At 56.0% G+C, this 16,913-nt stretch carries 15 protein-coding genes; 6 read left to right on the forward strand and 9 right to left on the reverse strand.

Going from position 1 to position 16,913, the window contains the following annotated elements; genetic code table 11:
• Positions 1–32: 32 nt before the first annotated feature.
• The 3 genes from ACOOFE_RS02290 to ACOOFE_RS02300 form a co-directional block, all read right to left on the reverse strand.
• Positions 33–452: a GNAT family N-acetyltransferase gene (locus tag ACOOFE_RS02290; RefSeq protein WP_420413459.1), complete on the reverse strand. Its 420-nt coding sequence runs from the start codon at positions 450–452 to the stop codon at positions 33–35.
• A gap of 185 nt (positions 453–637) precedes the next feature.
• A complete protein-coding gene (locus ACOOFE_RS02295) occupies positions 638–1,324 on the reverse strand; it encodes a DUF2270 domain-containing protein (protein WP_420413460.1) in 687 nt (228 codons plus the stop codon).
• Between the two features lie 383 nt (positions 1,325–1,707).
• Positions 1,708–4,143 (reverse strand): Tex family protein, encoded by a 2,436-nt coding sequence (locus tag ACOOFE_RS02300; RefSeq protein ID WP_420413461.1) that lies wholly within the window; start codon positions 4,141–4,143, stop codon positions 1,708–1,710.
• Positions 4,144–4,520: 377 nt separating this feature from the next.
• Between ACOOFE_RS02300 and ACOOFE_RS02305 the strand changes: the two genes are divergently transcribed.
• A complete protein-coding gene (locus tag ACOOFE_RS02305; RefSeq protein ID WP_420413462.1) occupies positions 4,521–5,162 on the forward strand; it encodes a TetR/AcrR family transcriptional regulator in 642 nt (213 codons plus the stop codon).
• Here ACOOFE_RS02305 and ACOOFE_RS02310 read toward each other — a convergent pair.
• On the reverse strand, positions 5,146–6,267 hold the full coding sequence (locus ACOOFE_RS02310) for an ATP-dependent DNA helicase (protein ID WP_420413463.1): 1,122 nt from the start codon (positions 6,265–6,267) through the stop codon (positions 5,146–5,148). The two genes, ACOOFE_RS02305 and ACOOFE_RS02310, sit on opposite strands and share 17 nt — an antisense overlap.
• Before the next feature lie 85 nt (positions 6,268–6,352).
• Entirely contained in the window at positions 6,353–7,687 is a 1,335-nt protein-coding gene (locus ACOOFE_RS02315) for an NAD(P)/FAD-dependent oxidoreductase (RefSeq protein ID WP_420413464.1), read from the reverse strand.
• Positions 7,688–7,968: 281 nt separating this feature from the next.
• Between ACOOFE_RS02315 and ACOOFE_RS02320 the strand changes: the two genes are divergently transcribed.
• Positions 7,969–8,895 carry a fatty acid desaturase gene (locus tag ACOOFE_RS02320; protein ID WP_420413465.1) on the forward strand — a complete coding sequence of 309 codons (927 nt, stop codon included), beginning with the start codon at positions 7,969–7,971 and terminating at the stop codon, positions 8,893–8,895.
• Entirely contained in the window at positions 8,892–9,719 is an 828-nt protein-coding gene (locus ACOOFE_RS02325; RefSeq protein ID WP_420413466.1) for a phosphate/phosphite/phosphonate ABC transporter substrate-binding protein, read from the forward strand. Before ACOOFE_RS02320 ends, ACOOFE_RS02325 begins: the two co-directional genes overlap by 4 nt.
• Before the next feature lie 18 nt (positions 9,720–9,737).
• Here the strand turns inward: ACOOFE_RS02325 and ACOOFE_RS02330 are convergent, their stop codons facing one another.
• Positions 9,738–9,872: a hypothetical protein gene (locus ACOOFE_RS02330; protein ID WP_420413467.1), complete on the reverse strand. Its 135-nt coding sequence runs from the start codon at positions 9,870–9,872 to the stop codon at positions 9,738–9,740.
• A 171-nt stretch (positions 9,873–10,043) separates the two neighbouring features.
• Between ACOOFE_RS02330 and ACOOFE_RS02335 the strand changes: the two genes are divergently transcribed.
• Complete coding sequence (locus ACOOFE_RS02335) at positions 10,044–10,943, forward strand: LysR family transcriptional regulator (RefSeq protein WP_420413468.1); 900 nt, start codon at positions 10,044–10,046, stop codon at positions 10,941–10,943.
• A gap of 119 nt (positions 10,944–11,062) precedes the next feature.
• Positions 11,063–11,359, forward strand: a complete 297-nt coding sequence (locus ACOOFE_RS02340) for a hypothetical protein (protein WP_420413469.1) — start codon at positions 11,063–11,065, stop codon at positions 11,357–11,359.
• 46 nt (positions 11,360–11,405) lie between these two features.
• Here ACOOFE_RS02340 and ACOOFE_RS02345 read toward each other — a convergent pair whose 3' ends face one another.
• Together ACOOFE_RS02345 and ACOOFE_RS02350 are read right to left on the reverse strand one after the other, a co-directional pair.
• Positions 11,406–13,841 (reverse strand): GcvT family protein, encoded by a 2,436-nt coding sequence (locus ACOOFE_RS02345; protein ID WP_420413470.1) that lies wholly within the window; start codon positions 13,839–13,841, stop codon positions 11,406–11,408.
• A 65-nt stretch (positions 13,842–13,906) separates the two neighbouring features.
• Positions 13,907–15,487 (reverse strand): trimethylamine methyltransferase family protein, encoded by a 1,581-nt coding sequence (locus ACOOFE_RS02350; RefSeq protein WP_420413471.1) that lies wholly within the window; start codon positions 15,485–15,487, stop codon positions 13,907–13,909.
• A 264-nt stretch (positions 15,488–15,751) separates the two neighbouring features.
• Between ACOOFE_RS02350 and ACOOFE_RS02355 the strand changes: the two genes are divergently transcribed.
• On the forward strand, positions 15,752–16,660 hold the full coding sequence (locus tag ACOOFE_RS02355; protein ID WP_420413472.1) for a phosphotransferase family protein: 909 nt from the start codon (positions 15,752–15,754) through the stop codon (positions 16,658–16,660).
• 8 nt (positions 16,661–16,668) lie between these two features.
• Here the strand turns inward: ACOOFE_RS02355 and nrtS are convergent, their stop codons facing one another.
• The gene (nrtS, locus tag ACOOFE_RS02360; RefSeq protein WP_420413473.1) at positions 16,669–16,911 is read right to left on the reverse strand and encodes a nitrate/nitrite transporter NrtS; all 243 of its coding nucleotides are present in this window, start codon (positions 16,909–16,911) and stop codon (positions 16,669–16,671) included.
• Positions 16,912–16,913: the final 2 nt, after the last annotated feature.

A 16,913-nucleotide genomic window follows, 5' to 3' on the forward strand; every position in this document is an offset into this window, starting at 1 on the left:
GGTGGTCTTTGTTTGACCACCGCTTCACTTTGCTACAGCGTCATTTTTATCAGCGGCTGCTGAGTGTCTTCGTCGATGTATTCGTCGGTCTCTTGAAACCCATAGGCTTTGTAGAACCTGCGTCCAATCGAATTCTCCTTGAAGACCTCGACGGTCAAGCTGCCTTTTTGGGACTTCGCGTAATCGACCAAGGCACGTCCGATGCCGTGGCCATGATAATCGGGATCGACGAACAGACCTCCGATGTGACCGTCCAGTAGGCCGATAAAACCGAGCAGTTTTTGGTCTTGGGCAAAGACGTGTGTTTCCGATATTGGCAGATAGAGAGAACGGATTTTTTCTTCCGCCTCAGCAAGAAATGACGGGCTCAAGAACGGGTGGGCAAGGTCACTGGCTTTGCGCCAGATCTCAAGGATACGGTCCGTATCCGCTGTTTCACAAGTTCGGATCATTTGGATAAAGTTGTCCTGTTCCGGCTGAAATCAGCCAGGCCAAAAGTTTTGATTTGGTTGGCAAACGCGGCTTGAGAACTCGAGCGGCGCCGTGCAGCGGGTCCCTTTGGCACCCGTTCAATCAGGACATAAAATCTCCAAGTCAGGCGAAGACGGATATCACATAAGCGTCTGTTCGAAAACTGTTACATATGTTCCATCGGAGATTTCCGGCGTTCGCGGTAGAGCTGATCAAGCCGCCAGGTGACGATTGCAAAAACAATCCATCCTGTATGGAAAATCACCCCTGCCAACATCACGATCCAGCCCGGTATTGGACCAATTGCTGCGCGGGCAAAGGCTTCGGTCAAATCGGTCAGCGGGACTGGATGAATGGCAACCTTGCCATAGTAGGCAACGGCTTGAATGGCCAAGATCCAGGAATAGTTGCTGCGCAGCCGGCGGCCGGCCGCGCGTATGAAGCTGATGTGGTAATGCGGCGTTTCATAATCCTCGCCGAGCATCTCGCCCCAAGCACCGTTCCATTTGACACCCTCGCCGCGCAGCAAAGGTGCATAAAGATCGATTTCCAGCAAACGGGCCCGCGCGCGAAATAGATTGTAGTACCGGTACCGGCGCGCCTCAAAGATCAAAAACACCGTCACCAAAAGACCCACCAGGACCATTGGCAATGGAGACGCCGCAATGTTGGAAAATGTGGCAGACAACGCAATGCCAGTGGTCACCACCGCCCAATTGGTGGTGTTGTCGAGCCGAGTGCGCCAATGAGTACTGCGGAAGACTTCGGCGCGATAGAGATGCGCCAACGCACCGAAGGCGGCCGGGTCTATTTCCTGCTGCTTTGCGGGTTGCGATGTCTCTGTGTCAGGCATTTGGACAGTCTTGAGCTTGGGACTGCCAAAATGCTACTGCGATTTCGAAGGGTTGGCCAGTTTTCAGGCCCTTACCAAGCGAAGAAAATCGCCGGACATCGTGTCCGGCGATCTAGGGTTAGGACCCATTAATTTGTTTGGAATGGCACGGCAAACGGCGATGAGCTGCAAGGAAAAACGTGAAAAGCGGGCTTCTGCCCGGTTGAACGGTTTGACGCCGCAGATCGAAGCCGTTTTCGCGTCTTTTCAAGATAGGATGAATTTGCCCGGCAACGTCGTTGCAACCCTTTGGAAACCGGACGGTTTCCTGCAGATTTGCGTCTCGTATCCGAACAAATTCCTTCCTACCATTTCAACCAAATTAATAGGTCCTGACCCTAGGCCTATCTCTTTTTCTTGTTCATGGCGGCTGCTAGGGCTGCGGCCATAGCGTTGTTGCCGCTGTCATTGCCTGACTGTTTTGGCGCACTGCCCTTGGTGCCGCGCGGGGCTCCGCCCGGGCCGCGGTTGCCGCCGGGACTTGAGGGGCCCCGTCCGCCGGCTCCTGAACGGTTTTGTCCGCTGCGTTCGCGCTGACCCTGATAATCGGCCTGGGATTTCATGGTCATGGAGATGCGCTTGCGCGGAATATCGACCTCCAAAATGGTGACTTTGACGATGTCTCCGGCTTTAACGACCTTGTGCGGATCGTCGACGAACCGGTCGGCCAGCTGCGAGACATGGACAAGCCCGTCCTGGTGAACGCCGACATCAACGAAGGCGCCGAAGTTGGTGACGTTGGTGACCGTGCCTTCCAGCTTCATGCCCGGCTTCAAGTCGGAGATCTCCTCAACGCCGTCTTGCAGGGCAGCTGTCTTGAATTCCGGGCGTGGATCCCGGCCCGGTTTTTCCAGTTCCGACAAGATGTCCTTCACCGTCGGCAGGCCGAATTTCTCATCGGTGAAGTCGGACGGTTCTAAGTTTTTTAAGACACTGTTGTCGCCCATCAGCTGGCGCACATCCCGGCCGCAAGCTTTGACGATGCGTTTGGCCAGAGGATAGGCCTCCGGGTGCACGGAAGAGGCGTCCAGTGGTTCCGCTCCCTCGGTGATGCGCAAGAAACCAGCGCAGAGTTCAAACGCTTTTGCTCCGAGGCGCGGCACGTCTTTCAGCTGAGAGCGTTTGTCGAACCGGCCAATCGCATCCCGGTGTTCGACCACGGCTTTCGCAAGGCTGCCGGACAGACCAGAAATACGTGACAAGAGGGCCGGAGAGGCGGTGTTGAGATCAACGCCAACAGCATTCACTGCGTCTTCGACAACAGCATCCAATGCCCGTGCGAGCTTGGTCTGATTGACGTCGTGCTGATATTGGCCAACGCCGATGGACTTCGGTTCGATCTTGACCAGCTCGGCAAGCGGGTCCTGCAGGCGGCGGGCGATGGACGCAGCGCCGCGCAAGGACACATCGACATCCGGCATTTCCTTGGCAGCCAGTTCAGACGCGGAATAAACAGAGGCGCCGGCCTCGTTGACGATCACTTTGACCGGCCGCTGGGCGCTCGGAATGTCGGTCAGAACATCGCCGGTCAGCTTGTCGGTTTCGCGGCTAGCGGTGCCGTTGCCGATCGCGATCAGGCCAACTTTGTGTTTGGCAATCAGCGCCAGCAAGGTTGCCCGGGAACCCGTAACATCATTGCGCGGCTGGAACGGATAGATCGTTGCGGTGTCGATCAATTTGCCGGTGTTGTCGACAACAGCGACTTTGACGCCGGTCCTGATACCTGGATCGAGACCGAGCGTTGCTTTGGACCCGGCGGGCGCTGCAAGCAACAAGTCTTTGAGGTTCCTGGCAAAGACCTGGATCGCTTCTTCTTCCGCCTTGTCGCGCAGGACACCCATCAGATCGAGTTCCAGATGCAGTGCGAGCTTCACTTTCCAGGCAAAGCGGGCCACATCCATTAGCCACTTGTCTGCCGGGCGGCCACGATCGGCGATGCCGTAGGTGTCAGCGACCATTTTAACAGCTGGGAGAACTGGTGCCGGATCGTCGGCGTCGACCGTAAGATCGACAGACAGGATACCTTCGTTGCGGCCGCGGAAAAGCGCAAGTGCCCGGTGGCTCGGGATTTTTGCCCAGCTTTCCGAATATTCGAAATAATCGGCAAACTTGGCGCCTTTGTCCGCCATGCCGTCGATCAATTTGGATTGCACAACGCCGCGTTCTTCAACATAGCGGCGCAGACGGCCGACGAGTTCAGCGTTCTCCGCGAAACGCTCCATCAGAATTTGGCGGGCGCCATCAAGAGCCGCTTTGGTGTCGGCCACGCCCTTGCCTTCGTCGATAAACGCCGCCGCTTCGGTTTCCGGAGCCTTGGTGGCATCGTCAAGCAGCATATCGGCGAGTGGTTCCAGGCCGGCTTCCCGAGCAATCTGGGCTTTAGTGCGCCGTTTCTTCTTGAACGGCAGATAGATGTCTTCGAGTTGCGATTTGGTTTCGGCGGTTTGAATGCTCGCAGTCAAGGCATCGGTCAGTTTGCCCTGCTCGTCGATTGATTTTGTGATGGCGGCTCGGCGGTCCTCCAGCTCTCGCAGGTAGATGAGTCGCTCTTCCAATTTGCGTAGCTGGCTATCGTCCAGGCCGCCTGTGGCTTCCTTTCGGTAGCGGGCGATAAAAGGAACAGTCGAACCTTCGTCGAGCAGTTGAACGGTGGTGTTCACCTGGCCGGCCTTACAGCCGATTTCATTTGCGATCCGGTGCGCAATGCGCAGAGCGGTTTCAGCAGAAAGGGACTGCGCTGATTTTGTGGAGCCTGAATCCGAAGGTGTGACTGTTGCCATTTGGGATTTTCACTTTCACGGCAGAAAAACAAACCGGGACGATAATTCGGACGGGCTTGGCGTTAAAGCCATCTCGGAGCCTCATCCACCAGCAAATTCAAGCCGAATTAGCGACCGCTCTTAACCGAAGCGTAGTCCATTCAGTGGAAAATACTTCCGATCAGGTCTGATGGCGGTCCTAATTCGAACGAATTGCACATTTATACGTATTCTGGAAATCCGTTCGATTGGTAACATTCACTGGGTTAGTTCTGGAATCGCATCCTACTAAAGCGTGCCGATGAGACAATTCGCTTTTTAAGTAAGCGGCATGGGCATTCGGTTGCTGATGGTTTAATACCGGTTTGCGCGGTACCAAAAACAGAGGAGACTGGATCGTGACACGAGGCCGGCCCCGTAAGACGGAAAAAGAAGACGCCCTTCACGGCATTATGTGCGCCTTCTGGCAGAATGGATTTAAAGCCACATCCATGAATGATCTGGTCGAAGCCTCTGGAATGGCCAAACCTAGCTTATATGCCGCCTTCGGCGACAAAGAGGCGATGTTTGAGAAATCGCTCCTGCATTATTTCGATTGTTACGGGGATCTTGTTTTCGGTCCACTAATGCGTGCTGAAAAACACTATCTCGTGGATGTCCGCAATCTGATACAGACTGTTGGCTATCTGGCCGCAGACAAATCCACACCATTGGGCTGTTTCCTGTTCAATGCCCAGGTTGAGAACGCATACGGTACCGAAAAGCATAAGGTCCTTTTGTCCGATCTGGCGCAGACACGGTATGGCGGCATCAGAACGCGGCTCCTTAAAGCGGTTGATGCCGGTGAGCTTTCGGACGATGTGGATATCGATGCTCTTGCAACTTATGTCGACGGCCAGCTCGGGGCAGTGTCCATTCTAGCCCGCACGGGGGGCGGCAAAGGGCAGATCGATCAATTTGTCGAAACAGCTTTGAAGGCGCTGCCGAGCGAAACGCCTTTCGATTTCGACGACCTTCCCGAGTTCACCTTACGACAGTGATCTTTTCTGCGGCACGGGTCACTGCTGTATAAAGCCAGCGGTCCCGATGTTCGCGGAATGCCCAACTTTCATCGAACAGAACAACATCGTCCCACTGAGACCCCTGGGCTTTGTGGACCGTCAGAGCGTAGCCGTAGTCGAATTCGTCGGCCTTGCGCCTGATGGCATAGGGAATGCTCTCTGCACCGTCTTCAAACATTGCCGGAAGCACTTTGACCTTGACCGCGGTCTTGATCAGTTCGTCCTCTGAAACAACATCAAAACGCAATGTGTTGCCGCGCGGCTGGCGCAGGCGTTTCACTGTCCACAAACCGCCGTTCAACAAGGCTTTGCTCTTGTCATTGCGCAGGCAAACCAGCTTGTCGCCAACCGCCGGCATGGGGGTAGTGAAGTCTTTCAGTTCCCGGATCCGGCTGTTGTAAAGCCGGCGCGTCTTGTTGGTGCCAACCAAAACTTGGTCTGCCGCTAGGATTTGATCCTTGTCGATCTGACGCCGGTTGATCACTTTGCTCTCGCCAAACTCCCCATAGTCCAGGGAACCGCCTTCGCGGATGGTCATGGACATGCGTACAATCGGATTGTCCTGGGCTTGGCGGTGGACCTCGGTCAGCATGATGTCGGGTTCGGCTTCGGTGAAAAAACCTCCGCCTTTGACCGGTGGCAGCTGTGCCGGATCCCCCAGCACCAGTACCGGAGTGCCGAAGGACAGAAGGTCCCGGCCAAGTTCCTCATCCACCATGGAACACTCGTCGATGACAATCAGCCGGGCTGTTGCTGCCGCACTGTCCCGTTTGATGGCGAACTGCGGACCAGCGTCCTCCTCATCATCGTCAGTTAGGTCTTCTTCTTTGGCCGAGCGTGGACGGTAAATAAGTGAGTGAATGGTGCCGGCATCTTCACACCCTTTTTGGCGCAACACATGCGCGGCCTTGCCGGTAAAGGCGCCAAAACAGACATCGCCGTCAATGTCCGCAGCCAGGTGCCGGGCGAGCGTGGTCTTACCGGTGCCGGCATAGCCAAACAAACGGAACACCTGGCGGTCTCCGCGTTTCAGCCAGGCAGCAGTTTCCTGAAGAGCAGTGTCTTGTTGCGGCGACCAGGCCAAGTGGGTGCTCCGAGGTTTTCAAAGGGAGTTGCCTCCTTAACCTGATTTGCCACCAAGCGCCAAGGGGAAGACAGACCTTATTCTGCTACCCAAGAACCGAAAACGAACTGTCCTGATTGATGCTACGCTTTCTGGAGAAGGTCGCTGTGTTGATCGTATGATCGACGTGCGCCAGCCTGAATTGCAGCGGCTCCTTGTCCTGCGCGCCGCCCTCCTCGCAATAGGCGATTAGCTCGGCCATCAACCGGCCGGCGACGGGTGCGTTTTTGAACTGATTGCCGCTGGTTCCGATTGCCAGATAATAACCAGACACATCGCTGCAGTCGTAAATCGGCAACCAATCGTCGGTGGCATCATAAAGATCCGCGACGCCGACGGGATGCTGGGACACACCCAGTTCAGGCAAACGCTGGGAATACCGATAGGCATAGGTGAGGGCCCGGTCGCTCAAATCGCGCGAAAAGTCATCTGGATCAACGTCCTGCGGAGGGTCGCAAGGAGGGTTTTCGCTGCCGATCATCAATTGGCCGCCACTGCCAGGTTTGATGTAACAAGCGATGTCGTTGTCCGATACGATCAAGCCTTCTCTTGAGTATCCGAGGGTGTCAGGCGGCGTGATTTGAACAACTTCCTGGCGCAGCGGGCGTGTCCGGATGTTCATGCCCGGGTCGCCCTGCAATAAGGCATTGACCTTGCCGGAATGCGGGCCGGCAGCATTTATGACAATTGGGGCGGCAATGGTCCGCCCGTCGTCCAGATCAACGCCGGTGATCCGGTTTTCCGCCACGGAGATGCTGGTCACTTTTCTCTTGAACAAGAACGTGCCGCCACGGGCTTCGGTTGCGGTTTTGAGGTTGCGGGCCGCCAGCTGTGGATCATCGACATAACCGCCTTGGGGAAAGTAGACCCCGCCGGAGATTTCGCCGCCAGAAGTTTCACCAAAGGCTTCATCGTCCATCTTTTTCGCTGGCGCATAACAGTTCAGATTGTAGCCGGGCATGGCCTGCCGGATTTGATCTGCAGACCAATGTTCATGGCTGATGCCGAGCCGCTCAGCACTTTTCAGAACTTTCTCCAAATATCCATTGGCCGCGGTCTTCATCACCAGCGTGCCGGTTTCGATAAAGCGGGCGAGGTCTGGGTTGTCTTCGCAGCCGAGGTATTCGGACCAGTTTCTCCATTCATGGTAGCCCTCAAAGGCCATGGCAGAGCCGTCGAGGGTTGAATAATAAGTGCGGACGACGGCGGCCGAACTCGACGTCGAGCCATACCCAGCTGCGGGCAGCATATCGATATTCAGGGTCCGGTATCCCTTTCTGGCGAGATTAAACGCGATCGCGCAGCCAATTACGCCAGCTCCGATGATTACGGCGTCGAAGTGCAGGTCAGTGGGACCAGACGGGTTGGTTGGCGCGATCATATGAGTCTCCAGAAAAGGGTCCGACAAGATCACGAGCAACCCGCAGGTTTGTCCAGTGGAAAATCCGCCGGACTATGTTCAGAATTGGTCACAGGATCGTTGTTCAATTCGTCAAATTGATAAATTTTTCCTGCATTGTTTAAAAAAATCACCGAACTATGGGAATTCTCAAGGTTTGTAGAATCTGTTCCCAAGTCTCCCGTTGAACGTTCCACGCGGTATTTGCATGATTTTTCAAGTGTTGTCGGTTTTGCCGACTTTTCAATAACTTGGAGATTGGTGTGCCGCTTGGGAAATCGTACGAGTGGCCAACGCTGGGCCTATTGTTGGCTTCTGCGATGGCTTGGGCTGGAGTGATTTGGTTTTATTCTGATTGGGGTGGATGGATTGTCTGCCCGCTGGCAGCGGTTTTGGTCACACTTCAGTCTTCCTTGCAGCATGAAGTTTTGCATGGTCACCCAACCAAAAGCGCCAAATTGAACGAGGCGCTGGTGTACTGCAGCTTCGGTTTGTTTATTCCCTACCAGCGCTTCAAAGCACTGCATCTGCGCCACCACAATGATGACCGCCTGACGGACCCTTATGATGATCCAGAGGCCTTCTATCTCGCGTGGGGGGACTGGCAGAAGCTGCCAAAGGCAATTCAGGCGGTTCTAACTCTCAACAACACCCTTGCTGGAAGATTGCTGATCGGCCCGGCGGTCTCGCTGATCGGGTTTTATGGCTCCGAACTCCGGCTGCTGAAATCTGGCGATAAATCGGTGCGCCGGGCGTGGGGCCATCATATCTTGGGGCTGGTGCCGGTTGTTCTGTTCGTGACGCTTGTGGGTGGAATGCCGCTTTGGCTTTATGGTCTTGGAGTAGCTTACCCAGGCATGAGCCTGTTGATGCTGCGCACCTACGCCGAACACCGGGCCCACGAAGACACCGAAGCGCGGTCTGTCATCGTCGAGTTCTGCCCGATCTTTTCCTTGCTGTTTTTGAACAACAATCTCCACATCGTACATCATTCGTTCCCGCGCGCGCCGTGGTATGCTCTCCCGGGCCTTTACAGGTCCGCACGGGAGGAATGGCAGGCGCGCAATCAGGGTTATGTGTTCAAGAGCTATTTGGAGATGGCAAAGATTTATCTGTTTAAGTCCAAAGAACCGGTGCCGCATCCGCTGGTAAGACGCGAAGTCACAGACGCCGCGCGGTCGGCTTCATGACGGTTGCGGAGTTCCGCCCTGTTCGTCTGCCCATGTATGACTGGCCAGAGGTGGCAGATGAAACGCGTGTTTTGGAAGCAGCACTGACAGATGAGATTTGCCACGCACTTGCTATTGCTCCTTCTACGCTGCAGCCGTGGGAGCCGGACATTGATCTTTACGATCTTTGGAAAGACCCGGGTCTTTTGCTTGCACAGACCTGCGGCTATCCCTTCACCCATGATCTGAAGGGGAAGGTGTCCCTCATTGGCGCGCCGGAACATGAGGCGGTTGGCTGTTCTGGCCCCGCTTATTGCAGCCAGATCATTGTCGCTGCGAGCAGTCCGTTTCGGACCTTGGCGGATCTAAAGGGGAGCCGGGCTGCCTTTAACGGACCTGACAGCCAATCCGGCATGAATGCTTTGCGTCATGCTCTGGCTCTGCTGGCTAACGGAAGGCCCTTTTTTAAGTCCGTGGCGGAAAGCGGCGGTCACTTGGCCTCCATGGCAGCAGTCGCTGAAGGGCGGGCAGATGTTGCCGCCATCGACGCTGTTTGCTGGGCGCTTGCAGGGCGCGAAAAACCTCAACTGGTCAGCGGTCTGCGGGCGCTCACACAAACCGCTCAAGCCCCGGGATTGCCGTACATTACGTCAGTCCAATTCAGCCCGGTGGAGAGGCAAAAAATAGCCGAAGCTATAAGCAGCGTCTTTGCCAAAGCTGAGACAGCAAAAAGCCGCGAACGGCTGTGCATTCGCGGCTTTTCGAAACTGGTTCCAGAAGACTATACGGTCATTCTGGAGATGGAGACGCAAGCGGCAGCTGCCGGATATCCGGTGCTCGCTTAACGCCGTCCTTTTCGCCGATTAACGGCCGGTTTTGCGTGCTTTTTCAGCTTCGCTCAAACGCAGATTATGATTCATGCGGGCGAGTTCAGCAGCGGAGCGTACGGAGACAACACCCATGAGGTTGGTGCCGAGTGCTTGTGCAAGATAGGTCATGGTAATCCCAATCCTGAATAGGTTCGCAGTGTTAAAGTTGAAAGGGCGGTCCGCTGCCTAATTGACGGGCCGCTTGACTGCTATATGGGCACATCTTGCGATTCAATCAATCGAATAGTATTCATCGTATCGTTCAAAAAAATTGAACTGACAAAACGTCAGGATCTATCCATGGAAAAACTGCCGGGTACGGGTACCGAGCTGATCGATATGGAACTTTACCGCACGTTCCTTGTGATCGCCGAAACGTCAAGTTTTTCAAAAGCTTCAGATCTCATTGGGCGAACACCTTCAGCGGTTTCCATGCAGATCAAGAAACTGGAAACTTTGTTGGGGGTTGCGGTATTTGCAAGGGAGGGTCGCACAGTGCGCATAACTCCTGAAGGCGAAGCTCTCCTTGGATATGCGCGGCGTATCTTGATGTTGAATGAAGAGGCCGTGAGTCTGTTTGTTGCTCCCTCTGTTGAGGGGGAAGTCCGGTTCGGTGCGCCCGCCGATTTTGGTACGCGATTTCTGCCCAACATCCTGTCCAGGTTTGCCCGCTCCCATCCAGGCGTCAACGTCGATGTGCACTTGGATGGTAGTTCGACGCTGGACGAGAAAGTCCGCAAGGGCGAACTCGACCTCGTATTATCCACGGTGAGACCTGGAGCGCCTTTACCGTCAGCGACAGATATCGTTTTTTCTGAACCATTGGCCTGGGTTGGGATTGAAGGTGGCATCGCCTATGAGCGCGATCCGCTGCCGCTGGCTGTCTCTACGCCCGGCTGTCCCTGGCGGCGCGCAGCGCGCAACGCTCTTGATGCGGCCCAAAAACCTTACCGGATTTCCTATACCAGTTTTCACAGTGCTGGTCAGGAAGCAGCACTTCTGGCCGATCTTGCCGTTGCTCCATTTCCGGCGAGCGTCGTCGAGCCGCCACTGCAGATCCTGGATGACCGGCATGGCCTGCCGACGATCGGCGACTATCACATCGTCATGAAGGAACGGTCCCGGGCCGGGCAGGCGACACATGCGTTTGCCCAGCATGTCGAGGAGTGTTTCAAAGAGATCGCGCTCGGGACCGCATGAGGCTTTGATTTAGGGCATTAACCATAAAGTTAACAGATCGTAAATATCCGTCGCTTCATAGTTAACAAAGGGTTACTCTCTTGCGGAATGCAAAATTCCGCGAAGCGACGAGGCGACCTATGAAAACCACAGCGAAGGCTTTGATTGCGTCTGTATTAATCACGGCCTCCGGCACTGCGCTGGCAGGCGACACCACACGTATCCTCCATGATGAGCCTTATGGGGCCATTGTGACCAAGGAAGCTGGTGTACTTGTTTTCCGCGGCCTGCCGCCGACCCGCAAAGTGGTGGTCAATCCGGGCGGCAAAACCCCGGTCCAATTGCGCCACACTGAAGTGAACGAAACGAATGTTGTGGTCATGTCCCAGGACGACTATGTGCGTGGTCTGGGCGCCAAGATTGTTCGCCTGAAGTAACGATCTCCAGATCTAACCGGGCGCCGTAAGGCGCCCGTTTTCATGCCTACATCCGCATGCGTTCCGCTTTTGGGTCGAACGGCGGGTCCAGGAGGATCGTTGCTTTGCGGCGTTCGCCGAGGATTTCAATTTCGAATGCACCGCCATCGGTGTTCTCGGCCAGCTCGGCAGGCACATAACCTTGCGCCAATGATTTCTGGACGTGATGGGCATACCCGCCAGATGTGATCCAGCCGATCACCTTGTCCTGGTGCCAGATCGGTTCATCGCCCATGACATCCGCATCACCAGCGTCCACGTCAAAGGCGACGCGTTTGCGTTTTGGCCCTTCCTCAAATTCCTTCTGAGCGGCGGCCTTGCCGATAAACTCGGGCTTGTCGAGTTTCACAAACCGGCCGAGGTCTGCTTCAAAGGCGCCATAGACCGGACGGAACTCTCGGAACCAGGTGCCAAAGTTTTTCTCCAGCCGCAGGCAAAGAAGAGCTCGCATACCAAAATCTTTGATGCCGAATTCGGCACCGACGTCCTTTAAAGCCATATAGACTTGGCGTTCGTATTCCGGTGCCATCCAGATTTCATATCCGAGATCTCCGGTGTAGCTGATCCGGTTGACCTTGCAGGGGGCATTGGCAACATCCATTTCCCGGAAATCCATGAAGCGGAAGGCAGCATTGGAGACATCCTCGCCAACAACCTTGGCCAGGACATCCCGGGATTTGGGACCGGCGATCGACAGACCGACCCAGCCCAAGTTGATCGCCCGGATCGCCACGCTGCCGTCATCCGGCAGATGCTGTTCGAACCAGCGCATGTGATAGACCTCGGCTTGGGACGAACCGAACATGTAAAAATGGTCTTTGCTCACCCGAGCGATGGTGAAGTCGCCGATCAGTTTGCCGTTTTCATTCAACATCGGGGTCAGGATCAGACGTCCGATCTTGGGCATGGTGTTGGTCATCAGCTTTGACAGAAAGTTATCCGCCCCAGAGCCGGTGATCTCGTATTTCGCGAAATTGGCGATCTCGGTGATCCCAACACGTTCCCGCACCGCCCGGCATTCCGCGCCAATGGCGTCAAAGTCGTTTGACCGGCGGAAGGAGACAATGTCTTCAGCCTTTTCGCCTTCCGGGGCAAACCAGAGCGGTGTTTCAAGACCCCAGCTGTCGCCCATGACCGCGCCCTGACCGAGCATCTTGTCATAGAGCGGCGTTGTCTGATGCGGGCGCCCGGCGGGCAGTTCTTCGTTGGGGAAACGGATGCGGAACCGGCGGCTGTAGTTCTCCTGAACCTTCTTGTTGGTGTAGGCGAGGGTAGCCCAATCCCCATACCGGGCGACATCCATGCCCCAAATATCGTAGCCCGGGTCGCCGTCGATCATCCAGTTGGCAAGCGTCAGGCCGACACCGCCGCCCTGGCTGAAACCGGCCATGACCCCGCAGGCCACCCAGTAATTTTTGAGCCCCTTGACCGGGCCAACCAGCGGATTGCCGTCCGGGGCAAAGGTGAACGGGCCGTTGATGATCTGCTTGATGCCGGCGTTTTGCAGGGCCGGGAAATGCTCAAAACCAACTTCCAGCTCCGGGGATATCCGGTCAAGATCGGGTGCCAGAAGTTCGTGGCCGAAATCCCAGGGCGTTTCTCTCGGGCTCCAAGGGCGGCAGTTCTGCTCGTATGTGCCGAGCAGCATGCCCTTGCCTTCCTGGCGGGTATAGATTTCACCGCCAAAATCGAGAATGCCGATCAGTTCCTTGCCTGTTGCCTCATTGTGGGCGACCACTTCCGGCATTTCGTCGGTTAAGAGATACATGTGCTCCATGGCCAGAACGGGAAGTTCCAACCCCGCCATACGGCCGCATTCGCGGGCCCAGAGCCCACCTGCGTTGACGACATGTTCTGCGTGGATGGTGCCCTTATTGGTGATCACATCCCAGGTGCCATCCGGGGTTTGGACAAGCTCCTCGACCTTGGTGTGCCGATAGATTTCCGCGCCGTTGATCCGTGCGGCCTTAGCATAGGCATGCGTCGTGCCTGAGGGGTCGAGATGACCTTCGATCGGATCCCAGAGCGCACCGATGAAGTATTTTTCATCCAGGATCGGGAACATTTTCTTGGCTTCTGCCACGGAAATCAGTTCCAGATCCATGCCGAGATAGCGGCCCTTGGCTTGGGCAAGGCGCAGAAAATCCATCCGTTCGGGCGTGTCCGCCAGCATGACGCCGCCGGTCAGATGCAAGCTGCAAGATTGACCGGAGATTTCCTCCAGTTCCTTGTAGAGATCGACCGTGTAGCTCTGGAGCTGCGAGACGTTCGGATCGCCATTGAGGGTGTGAAACCCGCCGGCCGCATGCCAGGAGGAGCCGGAGGTCAGTTCGCTGCGCTCGACCAGAACCACGTCTTTCCAGCCAAGTTTGGTGAGGTGATAAAGCACGCTGCAGCCAACAACACCGCCACCAATCACGACGACCTGGGTATGGGATTTCATGTGTCTTTGCTCCAAAGGATATTTTCGTGTTGGGCTGGAAATGCCGGGAGTTAGAAGTCGGCCATCTAGAAGTCGGTTGGTGCTCCGCCTTCTTCCTTGCGCTTGGCAACAAAGGCGGTGAGTTCTTCGTCAATGGCCGGATCGAGCGCTGGCGCCTCATAGGCTTCCAGGGCTTTTTTGTAGAGTGTGTTTGCCTTGTCATAAGCGACCGGGCTGCCCGCTTCTGCCCAGGTTTCATAATTGCGCCAGTCCGAGACGATCGGGGCGTAGAACGCATCCTTGTAGCGGGCTTGGGTATGCTCGGTTCCAAAGAAATGTCCTGCGGGGCCGACATCCTTGATTGCATCAAGAGCCAGCGCTTCATCAGACACATCCAAGGGTGTCAGATATTCGGCCAGCATTTGTAAAAGATCGACGTCGGTGATGAATTTTTCGAACCCCGCTGAGAGGCCACCTTCGAGCCATCCGGCAGCGTGTTTGACCAGATTGCCGCCGCCGTTGATCGCTCCCCACTCCGACAACGTGGTTTCAAGCGCGGCCTGGTAATCGACAGTGTTGGCCGCGCAAACGCCGGAGGTCCGGAAGGGCAGGTTGTAGCGCCGGGCCAACTGACCGCTGACCAAGGCTGCCTTGACATATTCCGGAGTGCCGAAGGCCGGGGAGCCGGACTTCATATCGACATTTGAGGTGAAGCCGCCATAGACCATCGGGGCACCGGGCTGGATCATCTGGGTGAAGGCAATCCCAGCGAGCGCCTCGGCGTTCTGCAAGGCCAGAGCGCCGGCAACGGTGACCGGTGCCATGGCACCGGCCAGAGTGAAAGGCGTAAGCACGCTCACCTGTCCCGCCCGGGCCATTTCGATCAGGCCTTGCAACATCGGCGTATCCAGCCGGAGCGGTGATGAGGAATTGATGACGGTGATGACGCTCGGCGTTCTGCGGAACTCCGCTTCGGACAGCCCCATGGCAATACGGGTCATTTCCAGTCCGTCTTGGTTCCGTTCCTTTCCGAGCGAATAGATGTGAAACACCTTGTCCGTCAGGCGGATCATGTCGGTGACACAATCAAGGTGCCTAACGGAGGCATGTAGATCGACCGGTTCGACCGGATAGCCCATGACGCAGTGGATGATGTTGAAGAACTGAGCCAGTTTTAGAAAGTTGCGGTAGTCTTCCTGATTGCCGGGCCGTCTTCCGCCGTCCCGGTCCACTGCGTTCGGTGCGCTGGCAACACTAGAGAAAGAAATGTGATCCCCGCCCATGATCAGATTGTGGTTCGGGTTTCGGGCATGAACGGTGAACTCAGCCGGAGCTTTGGCAACCAGCTCGTCGACCATTGCCCTATCTAGGCGGACCCGGTCGTTTCCAGGCGTCACATCTGCCCCAGCTGCCTTTAGGATTTCTTTTGCTTCGTCATGCAGGAAATCGATACCGATCTCTTCCAGAACCCGCATGGATGCATCATGGATGCTCTCCAGCTCATCGGCCGACACCGCCTCTACCGGTTTGTAGATATGGCGCGGCTGTTTGAACGGCTTTTGCGGAAAGAGGTCTGGGCCTGCCTTGTCTCCACCACCCCGCCTGCGCCGCCCGCGCCGGCCTCTAGCAGTGTCGCCGGTCTCTGCAGGATCGAGTTGACTGGTCATAACAAGGTACCTTCTGCTGGCCGGATGAGCGGAGCTGAACAATTTTCAGGCCTGGGAAATTCATCGGCTGCTCCCAGTTCTCAACCTTAGCGGAAGGTGTATTTTTTTTAGGGCGTCTGAGACCGACGGCGGTTGCCACTATCGCGACATTTGACAAAATCGGCCATGAAAGCCGGAAACGGCGCTTGCTTAAGGCTTGACGGCTGGTCTCTAAACAGACCAGAAAATGGAGCAACAATTGTAAGGTGTTACGTGAACGACCGGATGACAGACGCCGAACTGCTGGATTTTTTGCAAGGACGCTATCCGTTCGGCGATCTCAGCGGAACCTGGCTAAGACCTCTGCCGAGTTCCTACACCCACCGGTTTTGGCGCCTGCAGACACCGGACCGGGATTTCGTCATCAAGGAGTATTTTCCGGGGCTGGAAAGCAACCCGCTCTATCCGACACTCCCGGAAGAAGAAGCCACCGCGTTGATGCTTTTGGAGCGTCATCAGCTGGCTCCGCGCCTTGAAAGCTTTTTGACGAGTCCTGCTGGAACGCCCCTTGTGGTCTATGGTTATGAACGCGGGGACGAGGCAGAAATCGATGTGCGCGATGCAGCAAAGCTTATCGGCCAGTTCGCGGCGCTGAACCTGAAGCCAGAAGGCTTGATGGAGGTGCCCGCCGGATATCATCAGGTGCTGGCCCATGGTGACGCTATTCTGAACGAAATTCCGAACTGCCGCCGGGCGGCCAACCTGAAACGGCTGCGGCCCCAGGAAAGTGCAGTTGAAAACACCGCATCTGTTGAACGGCGTCTCATTCACCGTTCGCTGTGTCTGGGCACCGTTCAAATGACGGCAGCTGGTCCAACGTTGATCGATTGGCAATATGCCGGTTTGGGCGATCCGGTTGAAGATATTGCCTGTTTTCTGTCTCCCGGCCTCTTGACCCTCTATGGCCTGAAACCGCTGGTTCTTTATGCCGAAGACCTGTTCCTCGAAAGCTATCCCGACCGCAATATTGTGGCGCGTTTTTTTGAGGAACGGCCTGCCTATCATTGGCGTTTGGCCGCCTATTGTCTGTTCCGCCAGGAAACGCTCACCCATGTGAATGCCCCGGCGTCACGGGCATATGCCCGTGCCTTGGAGGAGGAAGTGGATTTGCTCTTAAGGCTGCGCAGCCGGTAACAAATGTCCTATCTGTGGGCGATAGTCTGCTGGTCTTTGACCGCCAGCACGGAGGACACCAGCGATACTGAGAACGGCACGAAATAAGTCAAAACGATCTTTAAGACACCTGCTGTGTCGAGGGTGCCGAGCAGCATCCGGTCGCCGTGATTGATGCAGGCCAGCAGGGTGCCGACAATGGCTGCGATGACCGCCGCGCGCTTCAGGGCCGGTTTGCCGAGGGCTGTTTGGCGGGCAATTGGATCAAGCATTT

This window comes from Roseibium sp. (genome assembly GCF_965216085.1).
Classification (GTDB): Bacteria; Pseudomonadota; Alphaproteobacteria; order Rhizobiales; family Stappiaceae; genus Roseibium.